This is a genomic window from Asaia spathodeae NBRC 105894 (assembly GCF_025994195.1).
In the GTDB taxonomy this organism is placed as follows: Bacteria; Pseudomonadota; Alphaproteobacteria; order Acetobacterales; family Acetobacteraceae; genus Asaia; species Asaia siamensis.
This window is the reverse complement of the sequence record NZ_BAPY01000072.1, coordinates 13,027-34,645: the sequence shown is the minus strand read 5'-3', so window position 1 is coordinate 34,645 and position 21,619 is coordinate 13,027. Positions and strand designations below refer to the sequence as shown.

At 59.9% G+C, this 21,619-nt stretch carries 14 protein-coding genes and 1 riboswitch; of the genes, 5 read left to right on the top strand and 9 right to left on the bottom strand.

The window, feature by feature from the left end; genetic code table 11:
• Positions 1 to 117: 117 nt before the first annotated feature.
• The 8 genes from AA105894_RS13925 to AA105894_RS13890 all read right to left on the bottom strand — a co-directional run bounded on the left by AA105894_RS13925 (position 118) and on the right by AA105894_RS13890 (position 12,904).
• Positions 118 to 1,950 (bottom strand): glycoside hydrolase family 15 protein, encoded by a 1,833-nt coding sequence (locus AA105894_RS13925; protein ID WP_267312291.1) that lies wholly within the window; start codon positions 1,948 to 1,950, stop codon positions 118 to 120.
• 87 nt (positions 1,951 to 2,037) lie between these two features.
• Positions 2,038 to 3,522 (bottom strand): carbohydrate porin, encoded by a 1,485-nt coding sequence (locus AA105894_RS13920; protein ID WP_229719756.1) that lies wholly within the window; start codon positions 3,520 to 3,522, stop codon positions 2,038 to 2,040.
• A gap of 205 nt (positions 3,523 to 3,727) precedes the next feature.
• Positions 3,728 to 6,274, bottom strand: coding sequence for a TonB-dependent receptor plug domain-containing protein (locus tag AA105894_RS13915; RefSeq protein ID WP_267312290.1), 2,547 nt, complete (start codon positions 6,272 to 6,274; stop codon positions 3,728 to 3,730).
• 58 nt (positions 6,275 to 6,332) lie between these two features.
• Positions 6,333 to 6,902 (bottom strand): histidine phosphatase family protein, encoded by a 570-nt coding sequence (locus tag AA105894_RS13910; RefSeq protein WP_267312289.1) that lies wholly within the window; start codon positions 6,900 to 6,902, stop codon positions 6,333 to 6,335.
• Positions 6,893 to 8,197 (bottom strand): cobyrinate a,c-diamide synthase, encoded by a 1,305-nt coding sequence (locus AA105894_RS13905; RefSeq protein WP_267312288.1) that lies wholly within the window; start codon positions 8,195 to 8,197, stop codon positions 6,893 to 6,895. The genes AA105894_RS13910 and AA105894_RS13905 overlap by 10 nt, the downstream gene beginning before the upstream one ends.
• Positions 8,198 to 8,222: 25 nt before the next feature.
• Positions 8,223 to 11,501, bottom strand: a complete 3,279-nt coding sequence (cobN, locus tag AA105894_RS13900) for a cobaltochelatase subunit CobN (protein WP_267312287.1) — start codon at positions 11,499 to 11,501, stop codon at positions 8,223 to 8,225.
• 3 nt (positions 11,502 to 11,504) lie between these two features.
• Positions 11,505 to 12,527, bottom strand: coding sequence for a cobalamin biosynthesis protein CobW (cobW, locus tag AA105894_RS13895; RefSeq protein ID WP_267312286.1), 1,023 nt, complete (start codon positions 12,525 to 12,527; stop codon positions 11,505 to 11,507).
• The gene (locus tag AA105894_RS13890) at positions 12,524 to 12,904 is read right to left on the bottom strand and encodes a DUF1636 domain-containing protein (protein WP_267312285.1); all 381 of its coding nucleotides are present in this window, start codon (positions 12,902 to 12,904) and stop codon (positions 12,524 to 12,526) included. Before AA105894_RS13890 ends, cobW begins: the two co-directional genes overlap by 4 nt.
• Before the next feature lie 135 nt (positions 12,905 to 13,039).
• A riboswitch (cobalamin riboswitch) is annotated at positions 13,040 to 13,245 on the bottom strand.
• Positions 13,246 to 13,363: 118 nt separating this feature from the next.
• Here AA105894_RS13890 and AA105894_RS13885 point away from each other — a divergent pair.
• From AA105894_RS13885 to AA105894_RS13870, 4 genes are all read left to right on the top strand, one after another.
• Positions 13,364 to 14,083, top strand: a complete 720-nt coding sequence (locus AA105894_RS13885) for a response regulator (protein WP_267312284.1) — start codon at positions 13,364 to 13,366, stop codon at positions 14,081 to 14,083.
• On the top strand, positions 14,080 to 15,459 hold the full coding sequence (locus AA105894_RS13880; protein ID WP_267312283.1) for an ATP-binding protein: 1,380 nt from the start codon (positions 14,080 to 14,082) through the stop codon (positions 15,457 to 15,459). Before AA105894_RS13885 ends, AA105894_RS13880 begins: the two co-directional genes overlap by 4 nt.
• A gap of 126 nt (positions 15,460 to 15,585) precedes the next feature.
• Positions 15,586 to 16,332, top strand: a complete 747-nt coding sequence (locus AA105894_RS13875; protein WP_267312282.1) for a DUF3313 domain-containing protein — start codon at positions 15,586 to 15,588, stop codon at positions 16,330 to 16,332.
• Complete coding sequence (locus AA105894_RS13870) at positions 16,329 to 16,463, top strand: hypothetical protein (protein ID WP_264784125.1); 135 nt, start codon at positions 16,329 to 16,331, stop codon at positions 16,461 to 16,463. Before AA105894_RS13875 ends, AA105894_RS13870 begins: the two co-directional genes overlap by 4 nt.
• A 53-nt stretch (positions 16,464 to 16,516) precedes the next feature.
• Here AA105894_RS13870 and AA105894_RS13865 read toward each other — a convergent pair whose 3' ends face one another.
• Entirely contained in the window at positions 16,517 to 19,753 is a 3,237-nt protein-coding gene (locus tag AA105894_RS13865) for a Hint domain-containing protein (protein ID WP_267312281.1), read from the bottom strand.
• Positions 19,754 to 20,539: 786 nt separating this feature from the next.
• On the opposite strand from AA105894_RS13865, the gene chvE reads away from it, so the two are divergent.
• The gene (gene chvE, locus AA105894_RS13860) at positions 20,540 to 21,619 is read left to right on the top strand and encodes a multiple monosaccharide ABC transporter substrate-binding protein (protein ID WP_304500475.1); all 1,080 of its coding nucleotides are present in this window, start codon (positions 20,540 to 20,542) and stop codon (positions 21,617 to 21,619) included.

Sequence of the window (21,619 nt, the reverse complement as noted above, 5' to 3'; positions counted from 1 at the left end):
CTGCTTCTTCCGTCAGGCTTGGCTCGGCACTGGTTATGCCGCATCTCGATCCTGTGGTTTTTGATCGAGATCAAGCATTAACAACTGATAATAAAGCTCACGCCATCGCGTCGCCCCTCAGGACAGATCGAAGGCTTTCATCCTGTTCCCTGCCAGGGCGCAGGCCGCATGCACGACGCCGAGATGGCTCAGCCCTTGCGGTGTATTGCCCAGATACATGCCGGTCTGCGGGTCGATCATCTCGGCAATGACCCCGGTATTGCGTGGCAGCCGCGCCAAAAACTCTGCGAACAGCGTATCGGCTTCTTCTTTTTCACCCAGCAGGGCCAGAGCCTCGACCATCCAGCAGGAGCAGGCAAGAAACGCCCCCTCTTCAGACTGCATGCCGGTATAGCGATACAGAAATGGCCCGCTTCCCAGCTCCGCGCGGATCGCGTGCAGCGTCGCGCGCATACGCTTGTCACGGTCAAAGCCGAACGGCACAGCCAGGGCGATGGACGCATCCAGCGCATCAGAGCCAGGATAGAACAGATAGGCCTGACGTTTTTCCGACCAGCATTCGCTGTCTATCCACGCCATGATCCGCTCTTTTTCACGGGCCCAGCGCGGGGCGCGATCTTTTGCCAGATGGCCACGTGCCGCCATCTGGCAGGCACGATCAAGCGCCTGCCAGCAGCTGATCTTCGACATGGTGTAATGCTGGTCTTCAGTGAGTTCCCAGATACCGGCATCTTTCTGTCGCCAGTGATCGGCACAGCGATCCGCGAGATCGGCCAGAAGCTGGGCCGTCTTCTGGTCGAGCAGGTTACCGCGTGAGACGAACAAGGCTGCGGTCTCGAAAATATCACCATAGATGCCATGCTGATGCTGACCCGACGCCCTATTGCCGCTGACGACCGGCTTGACCCCACGATAGCCCTCGACCTCGTCGTAACGCGTTTCGTCCTCGACGCGCTGGCCAGACAGGCCATACATGACGAGAGGCCCCTCTTCGCCCAGATGATGCACCAGCCAGGCCAGCGCCGCCTTCACCTCTGCCACAGCCCCCAGTCGCAGGAAGGCATTCGCGACATAGGCAGCGTCGCGTATCCACGCAAAGCGATAATCCCAGTTCTTGCCATCGCGCAGACGCTCGGGCAGCGATGTGGTGGCTGCCGCCGCAATAGCGCCGCTCGATGAATAGAGCAGCAGCTTCAGGGCGAGCGCACTGCGACGCACCTGTTCGCGATAGGGGCCGTCATAATGCAGGTCATTGGCCCAGTTGCGCCACGCGGAATCGCTCGTCTCGATGCGGGCATCGATCTCTTCCACGGATGGCACGGCAAGAGGTTCGTTTTCTGTGGCGACCAGGGCTATGAGCGCTCGGGTCTTCTCCCCCACCACGATCTCGGCCTCTATGGCGTCATCTTCCTCGCGGGTCAGGCGCATGTTCTCTGTATGCACCAGATGCGCCAGAACCGAACCAACATGGAAGATCGACCCGTTTTCGGTCTCCTGTATCCAGGGCGCTACGGTGCCGCAGCGTGTCCCAAGGCGAAAACGCACGATGAAGGTCATACGACCCGAAACGCCTTCGATCCGTCGAGCGAATTCCGTCCAGGGCAGGCGCCCGGCGAGTGTGCTGTTCAGAGAGTCCGTCAGCCGAGCCGTGCCGTGTTCGGTCTCGATCAGGGTCTCGAGAACATTGCTGTCCTCGCGATAGCGGCGTGTTGCGGTATAGGCCCCGACAGGGCGTATCTGGAAAAAACCACCCGGGCGATGCAGCAGGCGGTCGAACATGGGCGGAGAATCGATATTGGGCACGCAAAGCCAGTCGACACTGCCATCGGGCGCCAGCAGAGCCACACATCGGCCATCGCCGAGGGCCGCATAATCCTCAATGGGCCAGAACCCGTCGAGCGGGCCTTCAGGCGAGAGCGCCCGGGCAAGGGCGGGTATCGTATGCGTCATGGGCGCCTCTCTCGATCTGTCGGCTCAGCTTGTCGCCGGGGCAGATGCAACAATCGAGAGAGGGGGCGGGTTTCTCCCGCCAGTTTTTCAGAAGATTTCTATGTGGCTCTTGAAGCCGAGAAGTGCCTGATTGTTAAGCTGTTTCTGACCACCGGGGTTGAAATAATACTGGAAGTCAGGCGCGAAGGTGACACCGCGCAGCACATGAATCTGATAGGTGGCTTCCACTACATAGGCGCTGGTCTGGGGAAAGAGCGACCCGTTGGGGATCGGCAGGCCCTGCATGGCATAGAGGCGCTGCGAACGCGTCAGGTCGTCAGACACATGAGTCCATGAGAAATTGACGCCAACGCCATCGAGCGGGCGCGACTTCCAGAACCCGCGATCAAGCACACCGATCGAGAGCTGGTCTGCGCGCGTCGCGGTCTGTGCCTTGTTGAAATAGGCCGCACCGATCAGGGTGACGCCGGCATCGGGGGCCTGGCCGGGGTGATGATAGACCATCTGATCCACCAGCCCCCAGGCTGCCCAGGCGCCATGCACGTTGCGCGGCTTGAGGCCGCTCAGCGCAAAGGCGTCGCCATTGCCGTCATAGTAGTTGTCCTTGTGGTCTGCCGTATCATACGCAAAACCTGCCTTGTAATGGCCGGGCAGCGAATGATCGTGACCAAAGCGCGGCTCCCAGATGAATTCGACCGGCATGGCCTCACCATCGATCGTCGCGCCGTTGAACTTGAAGCCCGTACGCATCTGGGCATTGCCATAAATGGCCTGGGTCTGGGTGAAATAGACACCGAATTGCAGGATGGTGTTCTCGCTCGGCCTGATCCGGAACCGCGCCGCCCAGTTGGCATCGGGATAGGAGGCGTGAGCCGTATTGTCACTCGAGGCCTTCGGGTTACCGCAGAAGGCATTGTTCATGAAGTTACAGTAGAGCGGATTGGCCGAGAAATCGGACAGGAAGGACATGCGCCCTGCCGCCACATTGAAACGGTCATTGAACAGCGTTTCTTCACCATAGGCATAGACAAGATGGACGACCACGTTGCCGCCACTGCCATAGATTTCCTGGCTGGGGTTGAGGTTGTCGCCAAACATGCGGCTCACGGGAATGCCGTAACGGCCAACCATCACATCATGGGTCGAAAACCCGGTCCAGCCCGCCAGACGCTCCCAGTCGATGTCGTTTTCCATCGAATACTGACCGGTATTGCTCGCCCCCTGGCGCAGACCGAGCCCCTTGGTCGGGGCCGTGATCATGCCCGACATTTCGTTGGTGTTATCGAGCAATATGGCAATGCCATGCTCACGCAGCCAGGCATTCACCCCGAATGGATTGACGAACAAGGCCTCCGGCTTCGGCAGCGGGGCAACGGACGTATCCTTCTGCACCTCCGACAGAGAGGCTTGGGTCAGGGCCGAGGGCTGCTGGCCGGCATTGACGGCGCCATAGGTGGCATTGGCGACCACGGGGGACGGAGACCCCTGCGCATAGGCAGTGGCGGCCATGAACGGCATGGCAAGACAGGCGGAAAAGAGACGCAAGACGGAAGGGGTCAATGTCTGGCTCAAGCTCCCTGTGAGTGGATGACCGTCTTTTAAGAAAACCGACAGGTTTTTTGGACCCTGCCGGTCGTGTTTTTATGCCGTATCCGTGATCAGCTACTCATGGAAGCGGAAAAAACACCGTTAAATCTGACGTCAAGCGATCATGACAAATCATTGCTGGATCGGCAGAACCGATCACAGCCTGGAAGGAGCCTCGTTAATTTTCCGCTTAGAGATCGTAGTTCACGCGGAAATAGTAGTAGCCACCGTTAATGCCGAGCTGCGAGGTGCTCATGTAATATTGCGGCGCGCCGAGATAGCGGTTTCCGTCAGGCACGCGGGTGGGATAGGCCGAGAAGATGTTGTTGCCGCCGATCGTGGCCGTCCAGCGGGGGGTGATCCGGTAGCTCACGTCCAGATTGGTCGTCCATTTCGGCTTGTTCTGGTATTCCAGAAAATGCGTCGTGCTGAACTGATAGGGGCCGGGCGCATAATAAGTGAGCTGGTTGGTCGTCTGGCCCCAGCGGATCTCGTGCAGCCCGATGATCCACTTCGCATGGGTCCAGTTGCCACCGAAGATGATCTTGCTGCGCGGATAGGCCGTGGTCAGATAGGCGATTGAGGCCGCATTGAGCAGTGGCGCGCCCGTAAGCGGGTTCGTGGCCTGATGCGACAGGCGGGTACGGTTGAGGTTGATCGCCGCATCCCAGTCGATACGCCCGAAAGCGCCGAGCTTGGTCAGATAGGTGACAGTGATATCCAGACCCTGCGTGCGGGTGCTGGCCACATTGCCGAACCAGTTGGCGGTGATAGCGCTCTGGTTCCACGTGCTGATATCGGACGGTAGCGCAAAACCATTGAGCTGCATGGCCTTGATTGCCGTCGCACCCGAGATATTACCGCCCGGCATGATCCGGTCGCGCATGTTGATCTGATAGATATCGGTCGTGACATGCAGGTTGCGGATCGGCTCGACAATGAATCCGCCTTCCGCATTGGTCGAGCGCTCGGGCTTGAGGCCCGATGAGCCGTTGGCCAGCGCACCGGGCGAGCCCGCGCCGATCAGGCCACGTGCGGCAGTCGGCGAGATATTGAGTGCCGAGTAGTATTTCTGGGCGAGCGTCGGCGCATGAAACCCGTTGCTGATCGTTCCACGCAGGGCGATACGGCGCGTGATGTCATAGCGCAGCGAGACCTTGCCGTTCTGGGTGTTGCCCACATCGGTGTAATGCTCGTAACGACCTGCCAGATCGAGCTGCAGCCCCTTGGCCAGATAGGTCGAGATATCGAGATAGCCTGCGGCCACGTCGCGGCTGTAATTGCCTGCATTGCCGGGATTCGTGCCTGCCAGAGCATCCGAGCCGTTGCCATAGAGTGAATCCGGCGAGCCCGTACCGACCGAATAGCCCTCATAGCGATAGGACGCGCCACCGGCGAAATTCACGCTGTGCGGCCAGCCACTGAACTCGAATTTGCGGCTGAAATCGAAATCATTCGTCCATTGCTGGTTATTGAAGCCCTGCACATCAAACGAGGTGGGCGTACGGCCCGTCGCCTTGTTGATCGAGAGATTCACAGAGTTGATCAGACCGATATCGTCGTAATCGCGGCCATAGACGCTCGAAACGTCCCAGTGCCAGCCCCGGAAATCGCCCTTCACACCGGCCTTGAGCTCGAAATCATTCTCGTTCAGCGTCTCGACCGGCGAATACCCCCAGGGGTAGATCGCCTGATAACCGGGATAGGCGTTCAGCGACGAGGCCAGACGATAGTTCTGATAGGATTCGGCATGGCGATGGGCATAGGTGCCCAGAGCATAAAGCTGGATGTTATCTGTCAGATCATAGCCGGCATTGACCGCAACACTCTCGCGCGTCTGCTCGGGCTGGCTCAGGATGTTGTTCTGATAGGTACCCGTGCGGTTATCGGCAGCGCTGCGATAGGTGTGATCCTGATGCACGAAATCGCCGCTGACATGCACAAAGCCCCGCGACCCTAGGCTTGCGCCGCCATCGAGATAGACACCCTGCTGAAAGCCATCGCCTTCGGAAGTGATGCCGGTGATATTCTGGGCGTGAAAGCCGCGCGCCTGTTTCTTGAGAATGATATTGACCACACCGGCCACGGCGTCCGAGCCATATTGGGCCGACGCGCCGTCACGCAGCACCTCGACATGATCAATGGCCGACATCGGAATCATGTCGATATCGGATGCCGTCGACCCCTGCTGCGGGCCGGGGTTGGAATAGATATTGGCCGTGTTGTGGCGGCGCTTGCCATCGACCAGAACGAGCGTCTCGTTCGGGTTGAGGCCACGAAGGCTGATCGTGTCCGTCATGGCACCGGCATCGAAACCGGCTGTCGGTGTGGTGAGCGAGGGCAGCAGCAACGCAAGCGCATCGCGCAGCGTACCCTGACCTGTTGCCGCAATCTGCTTGTGCGAAATGATATCAAGCGGCGCAATGGCATCGCGCGCCTTCTTGCCGATTTCACGCGTACCGGTCACGACGATGGCTTCACTGCCGCCATCGGCGTCGCCCGCCGTAACCGGCGCAGACTGGCGCGTGCGCAGCGCCTTGCTCCTGGCTGCTGGTTTTGCCGCCTTGGCAGGCTGGTATTTGTTTGCGGCGGGATGATTGACGCTGTCAGTCGCGTTTCCTGCTGTTGTCTGCGCCAATGCCTCGGCCCCGCAGGACATCAGGCACGTCGTGGCAATGAGGGACAGGATCCCCTTGCGTGCAACTGATGGCAGGAGAGACCGGGAGCGTACCAACATGATAAACCTTACCAATGATTCAGGATTGGCCTACTCCTCATTGGTCTGTTGCATATTGTCAACGGAGTGGGTGGTTTTGCGCAACAAACGCGCCGTTATTGTTGAAAAAATGCAACAGAATTGTTTCGCCCTGCGGGGGCGCCGGGTCTTCCATCTGAAACGCCCGGTTTTCTGCCAGTGCCTTCATGACGCGCAACGGCCCGCCATGGGTCACCACGCGGCAGTTTTCCGCCCTGGACAGGAGATCGCGCCAGAAAGCCGTGACACGCGCGATGAGCGCCTCGACATTTTCTCCTCCGCCCGGTTGGTAGCCGAACGGATCAGCGGCCCAGTCATCGAGCGCTTCTCGCGGGATGACAGACCAGTTCTGCCCCTCCCATGCGCCGAAATCCATTTCGAGCAACCGCGCATCGGTCTGAACAGGCGCCCCACCCGCCAGAAAGGTGGCTGCGTGCTGACAGCGCTGCGCGGGTGAGGCATAAACAGCCCCCTGCCCGCCCCATCTTGTGACCAAGCGCTCCCAGCCCGGTGCGAGCGGCACGTCACGCCTCCCGTAGCACTGCCCTTCAGCCACAAGAACGGGCGGATGACGCGCCAGCAGAACCGAGAAAGACGGTTCTAGCCCCATCGAGACAGCACATGAAAAAACGTGCCTGACACCTGACCGCGCTGCGCGCCCGCCACGCCGAGATCGTTGCCTTCGCCATCCTGCAACCGGGCAAAAGCGGCATCGCTGCCGGGGTCGGTCACTCGGGCATAATGAAACTCATGCCCGCGCAGCCTCGTCCCTTCCGGCCCCAGAACGGAAGGCTGCAAAAGCCGGGCCTGACGATAACCGAGCGCCATCTTGCGTCTGGCAAAGGATGTCTCGTGAGACAGAAGCCCGAGCATGGCATGAGTCGTGCCTGCGCAGTCTTCCAGACCGGCCCCCAGCACCATGAACCCACCGCACTCTCCATGGATGGGTCGCGTCAGCGCGAAGCGGTGCATGCCCTCATGAAATGAAGTGGCCGCGGCCAGGGCTGCGGCATGCAGTTCGGGATAACCTCCTGGCAGCCAGCAGCAATCGGCGCTCTCATCCGGCCTCTCATTACGCAGCGGCGAGAACGGGAGGATCTCGGCTCCTGCTTCACGCCACTCTTCCGCCAGATGCGCATAAAGAAAGGAGAAGGCGGCGTCGTCAGCCAGCGCTATGCGCTGCCCCGGCGGATTCACGAGTGAGGCCCCTTTGACGCCGGTTGCAGCGATCGGACGCGACAGGGCGAAAATGGCATCCAGATCGAGTTCAGCTTCCGCCTTGCTGGCAAGGGAGTCGAAAAACCCTGCCAGATCACCCCGTTCACGGGCCTGAACCAGACCCAGATGGCGCTCTGGCAACACGATTGATCGATCACGCCTGAACACGCCGCATAAAGGCTCTCTCAGCGCGGCGCGACAGAGTTTTTCGTGACGGTCAGACGCGATGTTGTTCAGAATGACGCCTGCGACAGTAACTTTCTCGTCCCATTGCGACAGCCCCTGCGCGACGGCCCCCACGCTCTGCCCCTGCCCGCTCGCATCCAGCACAAGCAGAACCGGCATGGCAAAATGCGCGGCAATATCGGAGGCCGCACCGCGCTGCCCATCCGGCAACGCAAGCCCGTCGAACAGCCCCATCGAGGATTCCACGATCACCAGATCGACACCCTCCCCGGCGCGGGCAAGACGGGATTCCAGTGCCGGCCCGGACATGGCCCAGCTATCGAGATTGGCGCAGGGCACGCCGGAAGCCTCCTGATGAAAGGCTGGGTCGATATAATCCGGCCCTGTCTTCAACGCCCGCACCAACAGACCGCGACGCCGGAAGGCGCTCAGAAGCGCCAGCGTCATGGTCGTCTTGCCTGAACCCGAGCGGGGCGCTGCCACCATCAACACACGGCTCATGACGTGTCTCTCCTCCTGCGGGGCCTCATGACTCCAGTATCTGCGCAACGACATTGCGGCGCGGCTGCCAGAGGCCGCGATCGCGCAACGAGGCGAAACGCCTTTTCATATCCGACAGTGCTTGCGGGTTATGCGTCTCAAAGAATGCCAGCAGATCGTCATTTTCAAGCAGGGCGGCAAAAGCCAGATCGATCTGTCGGTCAAAGCGCACGGACAGGGTAGAAGCATAGCCCTCAAGAGCCATCACGCCACGGGCCATTTCTGCCGCGCCGCGGTAGCCGTGGCGCATCATACCCGCAATCCAGCGCGGGTTGGCGAGTCTGCCACGGGTGATGCGCGCCACTTCCTGCGACACGTCGCGCAGTTTCGGCGTTTCCGGCTGGCTGGTATCGCCATGGAGCAGCTTTGGCGTGTTGCCCAGCATCGCAGCAGCAGCAGCAAGGCCTCCCTCATGCGCGGCAGTGTCGACACCATCAAGCAGATCGGTTTCTGCATGGTCCTGGATATGCAGCACCATCTCGGCGCGCCCCAGACGCGCGCGCAACCCCTCGGCATCAACTACTGCCTCGCGGTCGCCGCCATAACTCCATTGCGACCCGTCGAGATAAAGCTGGCCCAGTTCATCGCGGGTCTGCCAGCTGCCCTCGGCCAGCGCGGCCTCGACCCCGGTGCCATAAGCGCCGGGCGCCGCGCCAAAAATGCGGGAGGCATCGGGATCACGGGTGAGCGGGTTCCATGCCTCGTCTTCCGCACGGGCCGCAACGGCGCGGGCGGCCTGATCGAAAAGCGCGATCAATCCCGGAAAGGCATCGCGAAACAGGCCTGAAATACGCAGGGTCACATCCACGCGGGGGCGGTCAAGTGTCGTGAGCGGCACGATCTCGAAGCCGGAAATCCGCCCGCTTGTCGCATCCCAGAGCGGCTGCACGCCCATAAGCAGAAAGGCGAGCGCCATATCCTCGCCCCCTGTGCGCAATGTGGCGCTGCCCCAGAGATCGAGCACGAGATGACGCAGATTCTCGCCTTCTTCCTGAAGATGGCGCGTCAGCAGCAGATCGGCGGTCTTGTGCGCCAGAATCAGCGCAGCGCGGCTTGGCAGCAGGCGCGGGTCGATGGTGGTGAGATTACGTCCTGTCGGCAGCACATCCAGACGCCCGCGCGTAGGCGCCCCCGCAGGACCGGGCGGCACGAAACGCCCGTCCAGTGCGGCAAGCAGCGCCTGTCGCTCGGCCTGAGGGCAGGCATCGAGGCGGGAGGTGACGATATCAGAGGCTACTTGAGCGGATTCTGCCAGCATCTCGACCAGCGCGCCGTGACGGGGCGGCTGACAGCCGAACACATGCAACCCGTCACGTATCTGGAGATCCTTCACATCGCACAGATAGGCGTCGAGACGGGCCAGAGCTTCGGCCTCATCCGTCTCGCCGCCAGCCACACCGCTTTCTGCCAGCACGCCGAGATCGGCGGCCCGATCAAGGATCTGGCGCCGCAGCAATGCCCCGCGCCGACGATCCAACCCATCGGCTTCGGCATATTCGTCGATCAGCCTTTCAAGATCGACCATGGCGCTATCGAGCCCGGCGCGCTGAACGGGTGGCGTCATATGGCCGATCATGACCGCGCCAAGACGTCTTTTGGCCGCAGAAGCCTCGCCCGGATTATTGACGATGAAAGGATAGATGACAGGCACACCCCCAAGCAGCACAGGGGGCGCGCAGCTTTCGGACAACGCGACAGATTTGCCCGGCAGCCATTCCAGCGTGCCATGCGTGCCGAGATGGATCATGGCCGAAATTGCGCGTGTTGCGCGCAGCCAGAGATAGAAACCGATATAGGCATGACAGGGGGGCACATCAGGATCGTGATACTGCGCCTTGCGCTCGCTCGCCCTGCCCCGCCCCGGTTGCAACGCCACCACCAGAGTGCCCAGTTCGACGAACCGGGCCTCGATGGGCTGATCCGGAGCGCCCCAGGCCGCGATGACCTTCTCACGAAACCCCTCGGGCAGAGCCTCGAATAAAAGGCGGTACGCTCCTGCTTCGAGAATACGCTGCATCGGCGCCTGACAAAGCGCCTCGGGCAGGGCGGACGCCTCGACAGAGGTAATGGCATAACCAGCGTCTCGCAGCAGTGTCGCGATAGCCTCGACACTTGCAAACCCGTCGAGACCGACCGCATGGGCCGCCTGGCCTTCTGCACCGGGATAATCGGACAGAACGAGCGCGAGACGCCGTTCCGCCGGGCTTTGACGCGCCAGACGAAGCCAGCCCTGCACCTGCTGCACCATGAGCGCAATGCCGGGTGCATGGGCAACGCGTCTTGCAGGCAGGCCGGGTGCTGCCTCGTCGCGAAACGAAATCGGAGTGCCGGTCAGGCGGCCATCGAGTTCAGGCAACACGCATTGCATCGCCAGATCCGATTGCGACAGGCCACGGCCTGATTTCTGCCAGGCGCCCAAGGTCGCACTCGGCTGCAGGATCTGCACCACCGGCACCTGCGCCGCCTCAAGTAGGGATGGGGTGCCGTCATCGCCACGCGCAGCGAAGAAGGTCGCATTGAGAATGATCTCGGGCGGCTCTTCCATCATCCAGCGATCGACAAAAGGCAGGACGCTCGGCGCGCGGAGCGAGGCCACGTAGATCAGGTCAACGCCAAGGCCGGATTCGTAAAGCGCCTCGGCAAGGGCATCGACCCCGTCGAGATCGGCCGCGAGCAGGTGAGCGCGATAGAATACCAGCAGAACCCGGCTTGTCCGCTCTGTGCCAAGCCGACGATAGACACCGGCGGGCGGCAGGGCCTCGGCAATGGCGCCATCATCCGGCGCCAGCCCGGCAAGGCTGGCCATAAGGGTCAGGGCGCATCGCAGATTGCGGGCGCCCCCCTCACGAAACAGTCCGTCGAGACGCTCCCATTGCGCAGTATCGACGTTCGACAGGGCTTTCAGCGCGGGGTTGGGCGTGGCCTCTCCCGTTATGAACGCCAGAGGAATGGACCGTGCACGACAAAGGGCGCGCAGTTCATCCACACCATAACGCCAGTATTCGGTGCCCCCCAGAAGACGCACCACCACGCAGCGTGTCCGGGAAATGGTCTGTTCAAGATAGAGATCGACCGACATCGGGTGGCGCAGGCGAGACAATGTGGCCACGCGCAGGCTGGGGTCCTGCGCGCCATGCACAGCACTCAGCCCAAGCAGGTCACTTTCGGAAAAAGACAGCAGAACGAGATCGGCGGGCTCATGACCGAGATCCTCGGCCATGGCCTGCCCGTCCAGATCATGCGTTTCCCGAAAGAGAAGATGCATGGCTCAGCCAGCGTCGAAGCTGTTCTGTACAGCAACCGGATCGAGCCCATGCAACCCGATCACGACCAGCCTGCCCTCGCCCTGCGCAGCATTGCCCCATGGTTCGAAGGCATGGCGGATGCGACTGCCGACTGCCTGCACACCCAGACGCAGCGATTTCCCGGCGATGGGCGCATAGCCCTTCATGCGCAGCACATCATGCGTCAGCGCCACATGCTCGAGGCGGGCAATGAAACGCTCGACAGTTTCCTGCTCCCTGATGGGCAGAACAAAGCTCGTGAAATCGTCATGCTCGTGTTCGTCAGCGCCATCATGATGGGACGGGCGTGCAGCCAGATCATCTTCGGCAGCGGCAGAAAGGCCGAGCAGCACGGCGGGATCGACCTGACCTTCACGGGCGCGGATCACACGCACGCGGCGCTTGCGACCAGCGAGAGCAGCCTCCACGCTGGCAAGTGCCGCCTCATCGAGAAGATCGGTCTTGTTCAGCACGACCAGATCGGCGGAATCGAGCTGATCCTCATAGACTTCCTCAAGCGGATTGTCGTGATCGAGTGACTCGTCTTCCTCGCGCTGCTTCGCCACGGCCTCAGGGTCATCGGCAAAACGTCCTGCGGCAACCGCCGGACCATCGACAACGGTAATGACACCATCGACCGTCATGCGCGTGCGCACGCTCGGCCAGCCGAACGCCTTGAGCAGAGGCTTGGGCAAGGCAAGGCCCGATGTCTCGATCACGATATGCTCTGGCGGCTGCGGCCGATCGAGCAGCGCCTCCATGGTCGGGATGAAATCATCCGCCACGGTGCAGCAAAGGCAGCCATTGGTGAGTTCGACGATATCTTCTTCCGGGCAGTTCGGAATGCTGCATCCACGCAGGGTCTCGCCATCAATGCCAAGCGAGCCGAATTCGTTGACGACGATGGCGATGCGACGACCATTGGACTGCGCGATCAGATGGCGCAGCAGCGTGGTCTTTCCGGCGCCAAGAAAGCCGGTGATGATGGTGACAGGAATCTTGCTCATGAGACGCTTTCCGGAACGGCATGTTGTGGGGCAGGAGCAGCAGGATTCTGGGCAGGAAAACGCCCCAGAATGATATCGCGCAGCGAATCAGGGCGTCTGGAGGGCATGACCGTGCCTGATGCCGAGCGACCATAGGCCTGCGCATAGACAAGCAGGTCTGGCGCGAGTTCAGGACTCAGCTGACCAAGCAGCCATGACCATTTTCCCGGCATGGAGAGGGTCGCGGTGCAGCCCTGCCGGCAGGCAGCGAGACAGCGCACGCTCTCGACCGCGACCAGAGCAGGATCTGCCAGTTCGGTCAGGGCATCATGCAGGGCCTGCCCGCCTGAGGCGCAGGTCTGACAGACATGAAAAACGGGTTTGGGCTGCGCGTTCATGACAATCCGGGCTTTTTGCTCATCCCCGCAACAGGGGCCGAAAACAAGGCGCAGTGATGATTGCCGGCGCATGCACCGACCTGACGCATTCGACAAAATGCAATCCGTCACGATCCGGGCACCCCGCCGGTCCATGAAATCAGCGAAATGACGGCAGGTCTCCTGGCTTGTGATGCCGGTCTCCCGAAATCCCTGCCCCCTTCCCGGAAGAGCTCCAGTGGGATCGTGGCAGGGGTTTGACATCACCTACAGTTGCGGGGGCAGCGCGGGACTGGGGCATCTCTGCCCGGACCCGCTTCCCTTTTCACCCCTTGCGAGGCACCGTCACGCCTGTCCTAGCAGGTTTCGAACGCGCCATGCAAAGCACGAGGCCCTGCCGGTCGATGCATTATTTCCATCTTGAAACATCATGTCTGCTCCCGACATCATGGCGGTCTGGCTCCATGATACGAACGAGGGATGACCCCCATGCCGCATCTTCTCGTTGTCGATGACGATCAGGATATCCTGACGCTATTGACCAGCTTTCTGCGCAAGCACCAGTACCGCGTCTCGACGGCGGAAGATGGTGAGGCCATGTTCGCCCTGCTGGAGGCCCAGCCGGTCGATCTCGTGATTCTCGATATCATGCTGCGCAACGAAGACGGGTTCAGCCTCTGCCAGCGCCTGCGGACAACATCGCGCCTGCCGGTCATCATGCTGTCGGCGATGGCTGACCATACCGATCGCGTGGTGGGGCTCGAAATCGGTGCTGATGACTATCTGACCAAGCCTTTCGACCAGCGCGAGCTGCTGGCCCGCGTCAAGGCCGTGCTGCGGCGCACCGTGGACCCGGTTGCCCCCAGCTCTCCATCGACGCGACCGGTCCTGTGCTTCGGGGGGTGGCAGCTTGATGTGGCCCGCCGTGAGTTGCGGTCGAGCGAAAACGCACTCGTCATGCTGTCAGGCGGCGAGTTCGACCTGCTGCTTTCCTTTGCCGAGCATCCCCAGCGTGTGCTGACACGCGACCAGCTGATGGACATGGCGCGCGGCCCCGATCATGCCGCCTTTGACCGCAGTATCGATGTTCAGGTCAGCCGGTTACGCCACAAGCTCGAGACCGATCCGAAAAATCCGAGCCTCATTCGCACCGTGCGCAATGGCGGCTACATGTTTGCCACGACGGTCAGACGCGCATGAGCCGAACCCTGTTTCTGGACGACACGATCACGCGTCGTCTGATCGTGACCGTGGCGCTGGCTGCCGGGGTCACCCTGCTGTTGATTGAACTCTTCTTCCTGTTTGGCGGCCGCTGGACCAAACCGGATATCCAGGAGACCGGGCTCCCCGCCCAGGTAGCCACCGTCATCCGCATGACCCAGGCTGCCCCTGCCGCGTCACGACAGGCCCTGACACAGGCTGCGGCGACCGACCAGCTGCGTTTTGGCTGGTATCCCTCCGGCTCGGCCATTGCCACGGCTTTGCTGCATGGACAGTACCGACCCGCCGAGATCGAACAGGGCTGGGATTTTCTCAAACCCTATCTGGCGCACCGGCCAGAGAGGCTTGCCGTCTTTCAGGAAGACAATCCGGTCTCGCAATTGCCCGGCATGCCTTATGATCGCTCGGTTTTTCACGAGTCCTATTTTGCGGCACTGCAATGCGACGACGGAAGCTGGATCCTGTGTATCGCGCTGCAGCGTTTCTGGGGTCTCTATGCCTTTGAACGTTTCTGTCTCGAAGCCGTGCTGCTGACGCTGTGGATCATCGCTGTTTCCGCCATCGCTTCGCGCCAGCTCTCACGCCCGATCGAACATCTGGCCTATGGCGTGCGCAATCTGGGTGCACAGCCCCGCCTGATGCCGCTCAGTGAAGAAGGCCCACGTGAAATCCGGCTGGTGGTGGAAACGATCAACGCAATGCAGGCGCAGATACGCAAATTCGTTACCGACCGCACCACCATGCTCGCAGCCATTTCCCATGATCTGCGGACCCCGCTCACCCGTATCCGGCTGCGCGGTGAATTCATCGACGATACGGACCAGCAGAGGCTGCTGTTTCGCGATGTCGATGAAATGCAGGCCATGATCGACGGCGCCTTGTCCTTCTTCCGTGACGATGCTTCACGCGAGGAAAACACGATGTTCGATCTGTCGAACCTGCTTCAGACAATCGCCTATGACTACACTGATCAGGGTCATGACGTGCGCTTCATCGGACCAGACAGAACGGGATATAACGGCCCGCCTTATGCGCTGCGTCGTGTATTTTCCAATCTTGTCGAGAATGCCATCAAATATGCCACCGCGCCGCAGATCGTGCTTTCACCGGCGCCGGATGGCAGTGCGACGATCATCGTGAGGGATAACGGGCCGGGCTTGCCGGAAGCGGCTCTGCAGACTGTCTTCGAACCCTATTTCCGTCTTGATAAATCGCGCAATCGCCAGACCGGTGGCGTGGGACTTGGCCTGACCTCTGCCCGCACGATCATACGCGCGCTGGGGGGCGATATTGCCATGACCAATCGTAAGCAAGGTGGGCTCGATGTCTGTGTTTTCCTGCCGGGGCCCCGTTAATTCGCCCTTTGTTTCAGCTTTCATATAGTCGGGACATCACCCTGAAAAATCACGCGGGCATCAGAGGCTGATCAGACGCAGCCTTCATGCGGGGCTTCGTTTTCCCTCTCTCAGGTAACACTCGCCATGCCCCCTCAGCTTTCTTGCCGCCTTCCGGCGCAACGCCTTGTGTCCCTGCTCTTCTCCTGCACCGGCGTCCTGCTTCTGGCGGGCTGCGCCGGGCAGAAAACAACCCGGACCGGTTTTATCGCACCGGAAACCTACGGGCAGATGACTCACCCCAAGGGCCATACGGACGATCTTGTCTATATTGCGCCCGGCCTGCATCCGGGGGGCTATCGTTATGCGGTGATTGATCCGGTTCTGTGGCACCCCGTGCGCAATGCTCCGGTGCTCAAGCCCGACATACAGGCCCGTATGACGGGTGCCTTCGAAGCCGAACTACGCAAGACTCTCGGCGAAGATTTCCAGATCCTGCCTGCAGGCCCTGTCGCCATGATGCCACCCGGCACTCTGCGGATCAGCGCGGCCATCACCAATCTGCGCCGCAGCAAATGGTATTATAATGCCCTGCCGATCGTGGCCGGATTTGCTGCCGGTGCAGCGGGCGGCGGCCTGCCGCCCATTCCACCGCCGGCTCCCGGCGGAGCAAGTGAGGAACTGATCGCCACTGATGCCGCAACCGGCGCGCCGGTTCTGGCCATCGCGACCTATAATAACGGGATGCCGTGGAACATGGTCGGCCAGTGGCTGCCCTATGCCCATGCACGACGCGCCTTCCATCTGGCGGCCCTGCTGATGAAAGAGGAGGTGCTCAAGACGGGTCTGGCCTCTGCCTCTCCTGCCTATGTCGGAGGAAAAAGCCCCTCATGAGCCCTTTTCGCCTCACCCTGCGCCGCCACTGGCCCCTGCTCGGTCTGTTTGTCGATCGCCATGCGCTGATGGCCATCGAAACCTGCCTCGCGCTGGTTTTCACCCCTCGCCCGCCTGAGGGCGGTGAATGAATGCATGATAATCCGGGGTCTCTCTTTGCACGGAAAGAGACCCCGTTTCCCGATCAGGCGCTCAGGCTCATTTCCTGATCCCGGGCATCTGCGTCGACCAGATAGGGGCCGCCCTCCACAATCTGGATCGCGAGCATGGAGACCGTGTCTCTTGCCCCAAGATCGAGCTCGAGCAAGGCATTGCCGTTGGTCCAGCGGCAGGGGCAGGCGTCGCTTCCGAGCCAGCCATCCAGCGCCTCGCCGGAGAGATGTCGGGTCAGTTCCACCGTCTCCGTGGCATCGAACAGCGTGATGCTGCCGACCAGAACGCCCAGCAGACGACGATCATCCACATAGGGACCAATCGCGTCACAGGGGCGGCTTGCCCGCGAGCACAGCCGCACGCTTTGCGTACCGGGCGGGATCATGAACGTCACCTGGTCCTTGTTCTCGCGTAGCTTGCGGATGATCTTACCTTTCTCGGTCATGAGATGGAGATCGGCATCCATCGTCATTTCCGGTGTCGCCACGCGGCTTTCCGTCCCGAGATGGATGGCACGTGCAAGCAGGTCGTTGAACAGGGGCTCAACCGCATCACGAGCAACAAGCAGCGGTGCCGCGGCGTCCTGCTCCCATGTCTTTGCCTGACCCGGGAGACGTTTGACAGCACCGGGCTGGGCAAAGGTCCGGGCATTGCCGGTATCGAGATAGCTCTCCGTCAGGGCACCGTCAGCCCAGATGACAGCATGATGCTCGGTTTCGATATGATAGTAATGATAGGTCGTGATGCTGGTATCGATGAAAATGGTGCGCCCATTGACCAGCATACGCACCGGCACAAAACCACCACCGAGATACAGGCAATGCTCTGCCGTCACGAGAAGGTCCTTGTGCGGCATGTTCTCGGCCAGAGCATTCCTGAGAATGCGGACAGGATAATCGGCAAGATTGGCTGACAGGCTGTGGCCGACCGTCTTCTCCTTTTCGCCCACCCAGGTAACGCAGCGCAGAACAGCCTCCTGTGTCTGCGGATCGAAAGTCAGGATCTCATCGCCGATCCTGATATCCTCGACTGGCGTTTCACCCTCTGCCGTACGGATCATCGTACCTGCAAGGAAGCAGACATCTGCCGCACCGTAGATCGTGACCGTTGCACCGCTGCCCAGATTGAGGGGCGGCACGAGGGTCGCACCACTGGAAACGGTGAGGGTTGTGTTCGAGAGATTGACCCCCGAGATCGATCCCCCGCCCAGAACTGTAACGTAATCATTGCCGTTATAGGTCGTATAGAACGTGTCATTGACGGATTTGCCACCCGAAGAAATAGTCGTTGCTTCGGAGTTGCCATAATTATTGGACGTGACACCCCCGGACGCTACGTTCAGATAGCCGTTGTTCAGGGTAGAGTTCTGGAGCACGCCGCCTGCCATGACGTTGACGACAGGCCAGCCGGTACGCCCGGCCAGAAGACCATCGACCACAGCTCCTGACATAACGTTGAGCGTCGCATTTTCGAGATAAACCGGACCGGAGATCGATACGCTGCCGCTCTGGTAATAGGTGACGCCACCACTATTGACGGCAGACCAGATGCCTCCTGTCAGATAGGCCCCTGTCGACAGTGAATGCGAGGTCACGACGCCTGAATCGATCGTGATATTGCTGGTGGTGAAATTGACCTGCTTGTTGCCCGACATCACGACACCCAGCTGATCGGCCTTGATGCCGGTGAGCAGCGACCCTGTGAGGGCGCTCAAGGTCATGCCTGACGTGACCGTACTGCCAGTCAGAGTGGCGCCGGCGGCAGCAGAAATGACAGCCGTGTGCCCATTGGTCGCATAGAAATCGTCATTGATAGACTGGGCGCCCGAGGCATAGGTCGCCTTATCGGCATTGAACGCATTGCCGGAGGTATATCCCCCCGCGGCAACCGTCAGATTCCCCCAATTTACCGTCGAGTTGATCAGCTTGCCGCCATTCATGACGGTGATGGTCGGCGTACCGCCGGCAGCACCAGCAAGCAGACCCGAAACTGTTGCCCCTGAGGTGATGACGAGGGTGGATGTCTCACCCATGACGATGGGGCCGCTGACCGTGACCGTACCGCTTTGATAGACTGTCTGGCCGCCGACATTGACGGCGCTCCAGACTTCTCCGCCGAGCGTTACCTGCTTGTAGCGCTGGTCGGCTGTGGCCGGATTGGAGGTGATGGTTGTTGCAGAACCGACATTGGCCCCGGGCTGTATCTGGATCGTACCACCTGAAAGGTTGTGGAATGACCCCAATGTCGCACCGCTCGATACCGTCAGGGTCGTGTTGGAGACATTTACCCCTGTAATACTGCCACCGCTCAGAACCGTTACCGAGTCATTTCCACCATAATTCGTATAGAAATTATCGTTTACGGAGCTGCCGCCCGCCGAAATCGTTGTCTGTTCCGAGTTGCCGTTATTGCCGGAGGTATAACCACCGGACTGAACGATGAGATAACCATTGTTCAGCGTGGAGTTGATCAGCTTCCCACCGGCAAGCACGTTGACCGTCGGATTTCCGTTCTGGCCCTGAAGAAGGCCATCAACGACCGCACCGGACGTGACATTCAACGTTCCATTATCGAAGAAGACCGGACCGGAAATCGATACACTGCCACTCTGATAATAGGTAACACCGCCACTATTGACGGCATTCCAGACACCGCCTGTGATCAGTGCACCTGTTGCCACACCATGGCTGGTGACTACCGAGTCACTGATGGTGATGTTGCTGGTCGTGAAATTGACCGCCTTGCCCCCTGAGAGGACCACAGCGGAAGCATCGGCCTTGATGTCAGACAGGGTCGCACCGGCAAAAGCGCTCAGCGTCATGCCGGAGGTGAAGGTGACATTGGTCATCTGTGCACCGGCAAGAGCGGATACCACACCGGTCGCTCCCCCTGTGGCATAATAATCATCCGCGACAGAACTGCCGCCGGCGGCAAGCATCACGCTATCGCCGCTGAATGCATTGCCGCTGGTCACGCCCCCACTGCTGACAGTGACGCTCCCCCTATTGATGGTCGAGTTTGTGAGCGTGCCACCGCTCATTACGACCACTGTGGGGCTTCCTCCCGTACCCGCGCCAAGAACGCCTGATGCCGTTGCGCCGGCTGTAACAATGAGCGTGGTCGCCCCCCCCAGAACGATCGGCCCATCCACGACGACGGCCCCGCTCTGGTAGCGCGTCACCCCGCTGACATTGACGGCGCTCCATACCTCGCCGTTGAGAGCCACCTGCGTATAGCGCTGTGTCGCTGTGTGAGGATCTGCAGCCATTTCTCGACATCCGCTCCTTAGGTCATTGCACTCCCGGAATACAGATCAATACGATCAAGTATATGAAGAGAGTTTGCAAAAGGAAAAATTGGTAAAATCGACACCTTGCTGACACCATTCGTTAACCATTTCAAGAGTTGTCTAATTCGCTAAAAATATCGGAACAAACGCCCATAAAATAGGCAACACATCAAAAAATGTTAATAAACAATAAAACTAGATTACTTTTCATTACTTATTCATATTGTGGGTTTTTCAGTGAAATTCCTGAAACAGAGATCACGGCGAGTTGTTTGCAAAACGCAAGCCAACACCGATCATTTTTCGTGGAAATTCGATTCGCGTGATTTTCGACCCGACGTGTCGCCAATAGCTTGTGCCAAAGCATACGAGCCTTCGCTCTTCTACCCGGATAGCAGAACGCGCCTTACAGAGAGCCGCCTCTTTGGATCTGCGGTAATTCCGGACGCGCGCTGTGATCGCGCCTCTTTGGCAGAGCCCTACGAAACGTTAATCACGTTTTCGACAACGTTTCATTTCGTTATTTATCACACAACAATGAGATGATTATATCATGATATGTGACGATTCGGGCGAAACCCTGCGCCCCTGCGTGACGAGACGTTCTGGAGGAACATTCGACGCCTATCTGCCGATGATGGCTGTCATCCGGCTGTTCTCCCCCGCCGAAGTGTCTGCACAAACCGACACTCGCGGCACAAACCCTCAATCGGCTCCTGCGGCGACATGATCACGCGGCAGACCGTTACCTGGACATTTCGCGCCATGACCAAAATCCGTACTGGCCTTGTCTGCTTATCTCTGGCCACGACCTGTCTTTTCGGTATCGTAACACCTGATACGGTATCGGCTGAAGAAAAGCCGGTTGTCGGCATTGCCATGCCCACCAAATCTTCGGCCCGCTGGATTGCCGACGGCAATAACATCGTGAAGACCCTACAATCGCGCGGCTATCGTACCGATCTGCAATATGCTGATGACGATATTCCCAATCAGGTCTCCCAGGTCGAGAACATGGTTGCCAAAGGCGACAAGGTGCTCGTGATTGCCGCCATCGATGGCACGACCCTTTCAGACACATTGCACAAGGCAGCGCAGCGCGGCGTCAGGGTAGTGGCCTATGACCGTCTCATCCGCAATTCACCCGATGTAAGCAATTACGCCACATTCGATAATTTTCAGGTCGGCGTGCTGCAGGCCAGTTCACTCACCAAGGCTCTTGGCCTGCCAGAGGCAAAGGGGCCATTCAATATCGAGCTTTTTGGCGGCTCACCCGACGATAACAACGCCTATTTCTTCTTCAACGGCGCAATGTCGGTGCTCAAACCCTATCTGGACAGCGGCAAGCTTGTCATTCCCTCCGGTCAGAAAACCATGGAGAAAGTCTCTACCCTGCGCTGGGATGGCTCAACTGCTCAGGCGCGTATGGATAATCTGCTGAGCGCCTATTACACCGACCGTCATCTTGACGCCGTTCTGTCGCCCTATGATGGCATTTCAATCGGCATCATCTCGTCGCTCAAAGGGGTAGGCTATGGCAGCGGCGACACGAAAATGGCCTATGTCAGCGGCCAGGACTGCGAAATTCCGTCAGTCAAATCGATCATGGCAGGCGACCAGTATTCCTCGATATTCAAGGATACGCGCAAACTCGCTGCCGTAACCGCTGACATGGTCGATGCCATGCTTGCAGGCAAGACCGTGCCGGTGAACGACACGAAATCCTATAATAACGGCGTCAAGATCGTACCAGCCTATCTGCTCACCCCGGTTGTGGTGACCAAGACCAATATCCGCCCCACCCTGATCGATAGCGGTTACTATACCGCCAGCCAGATCGAGTAG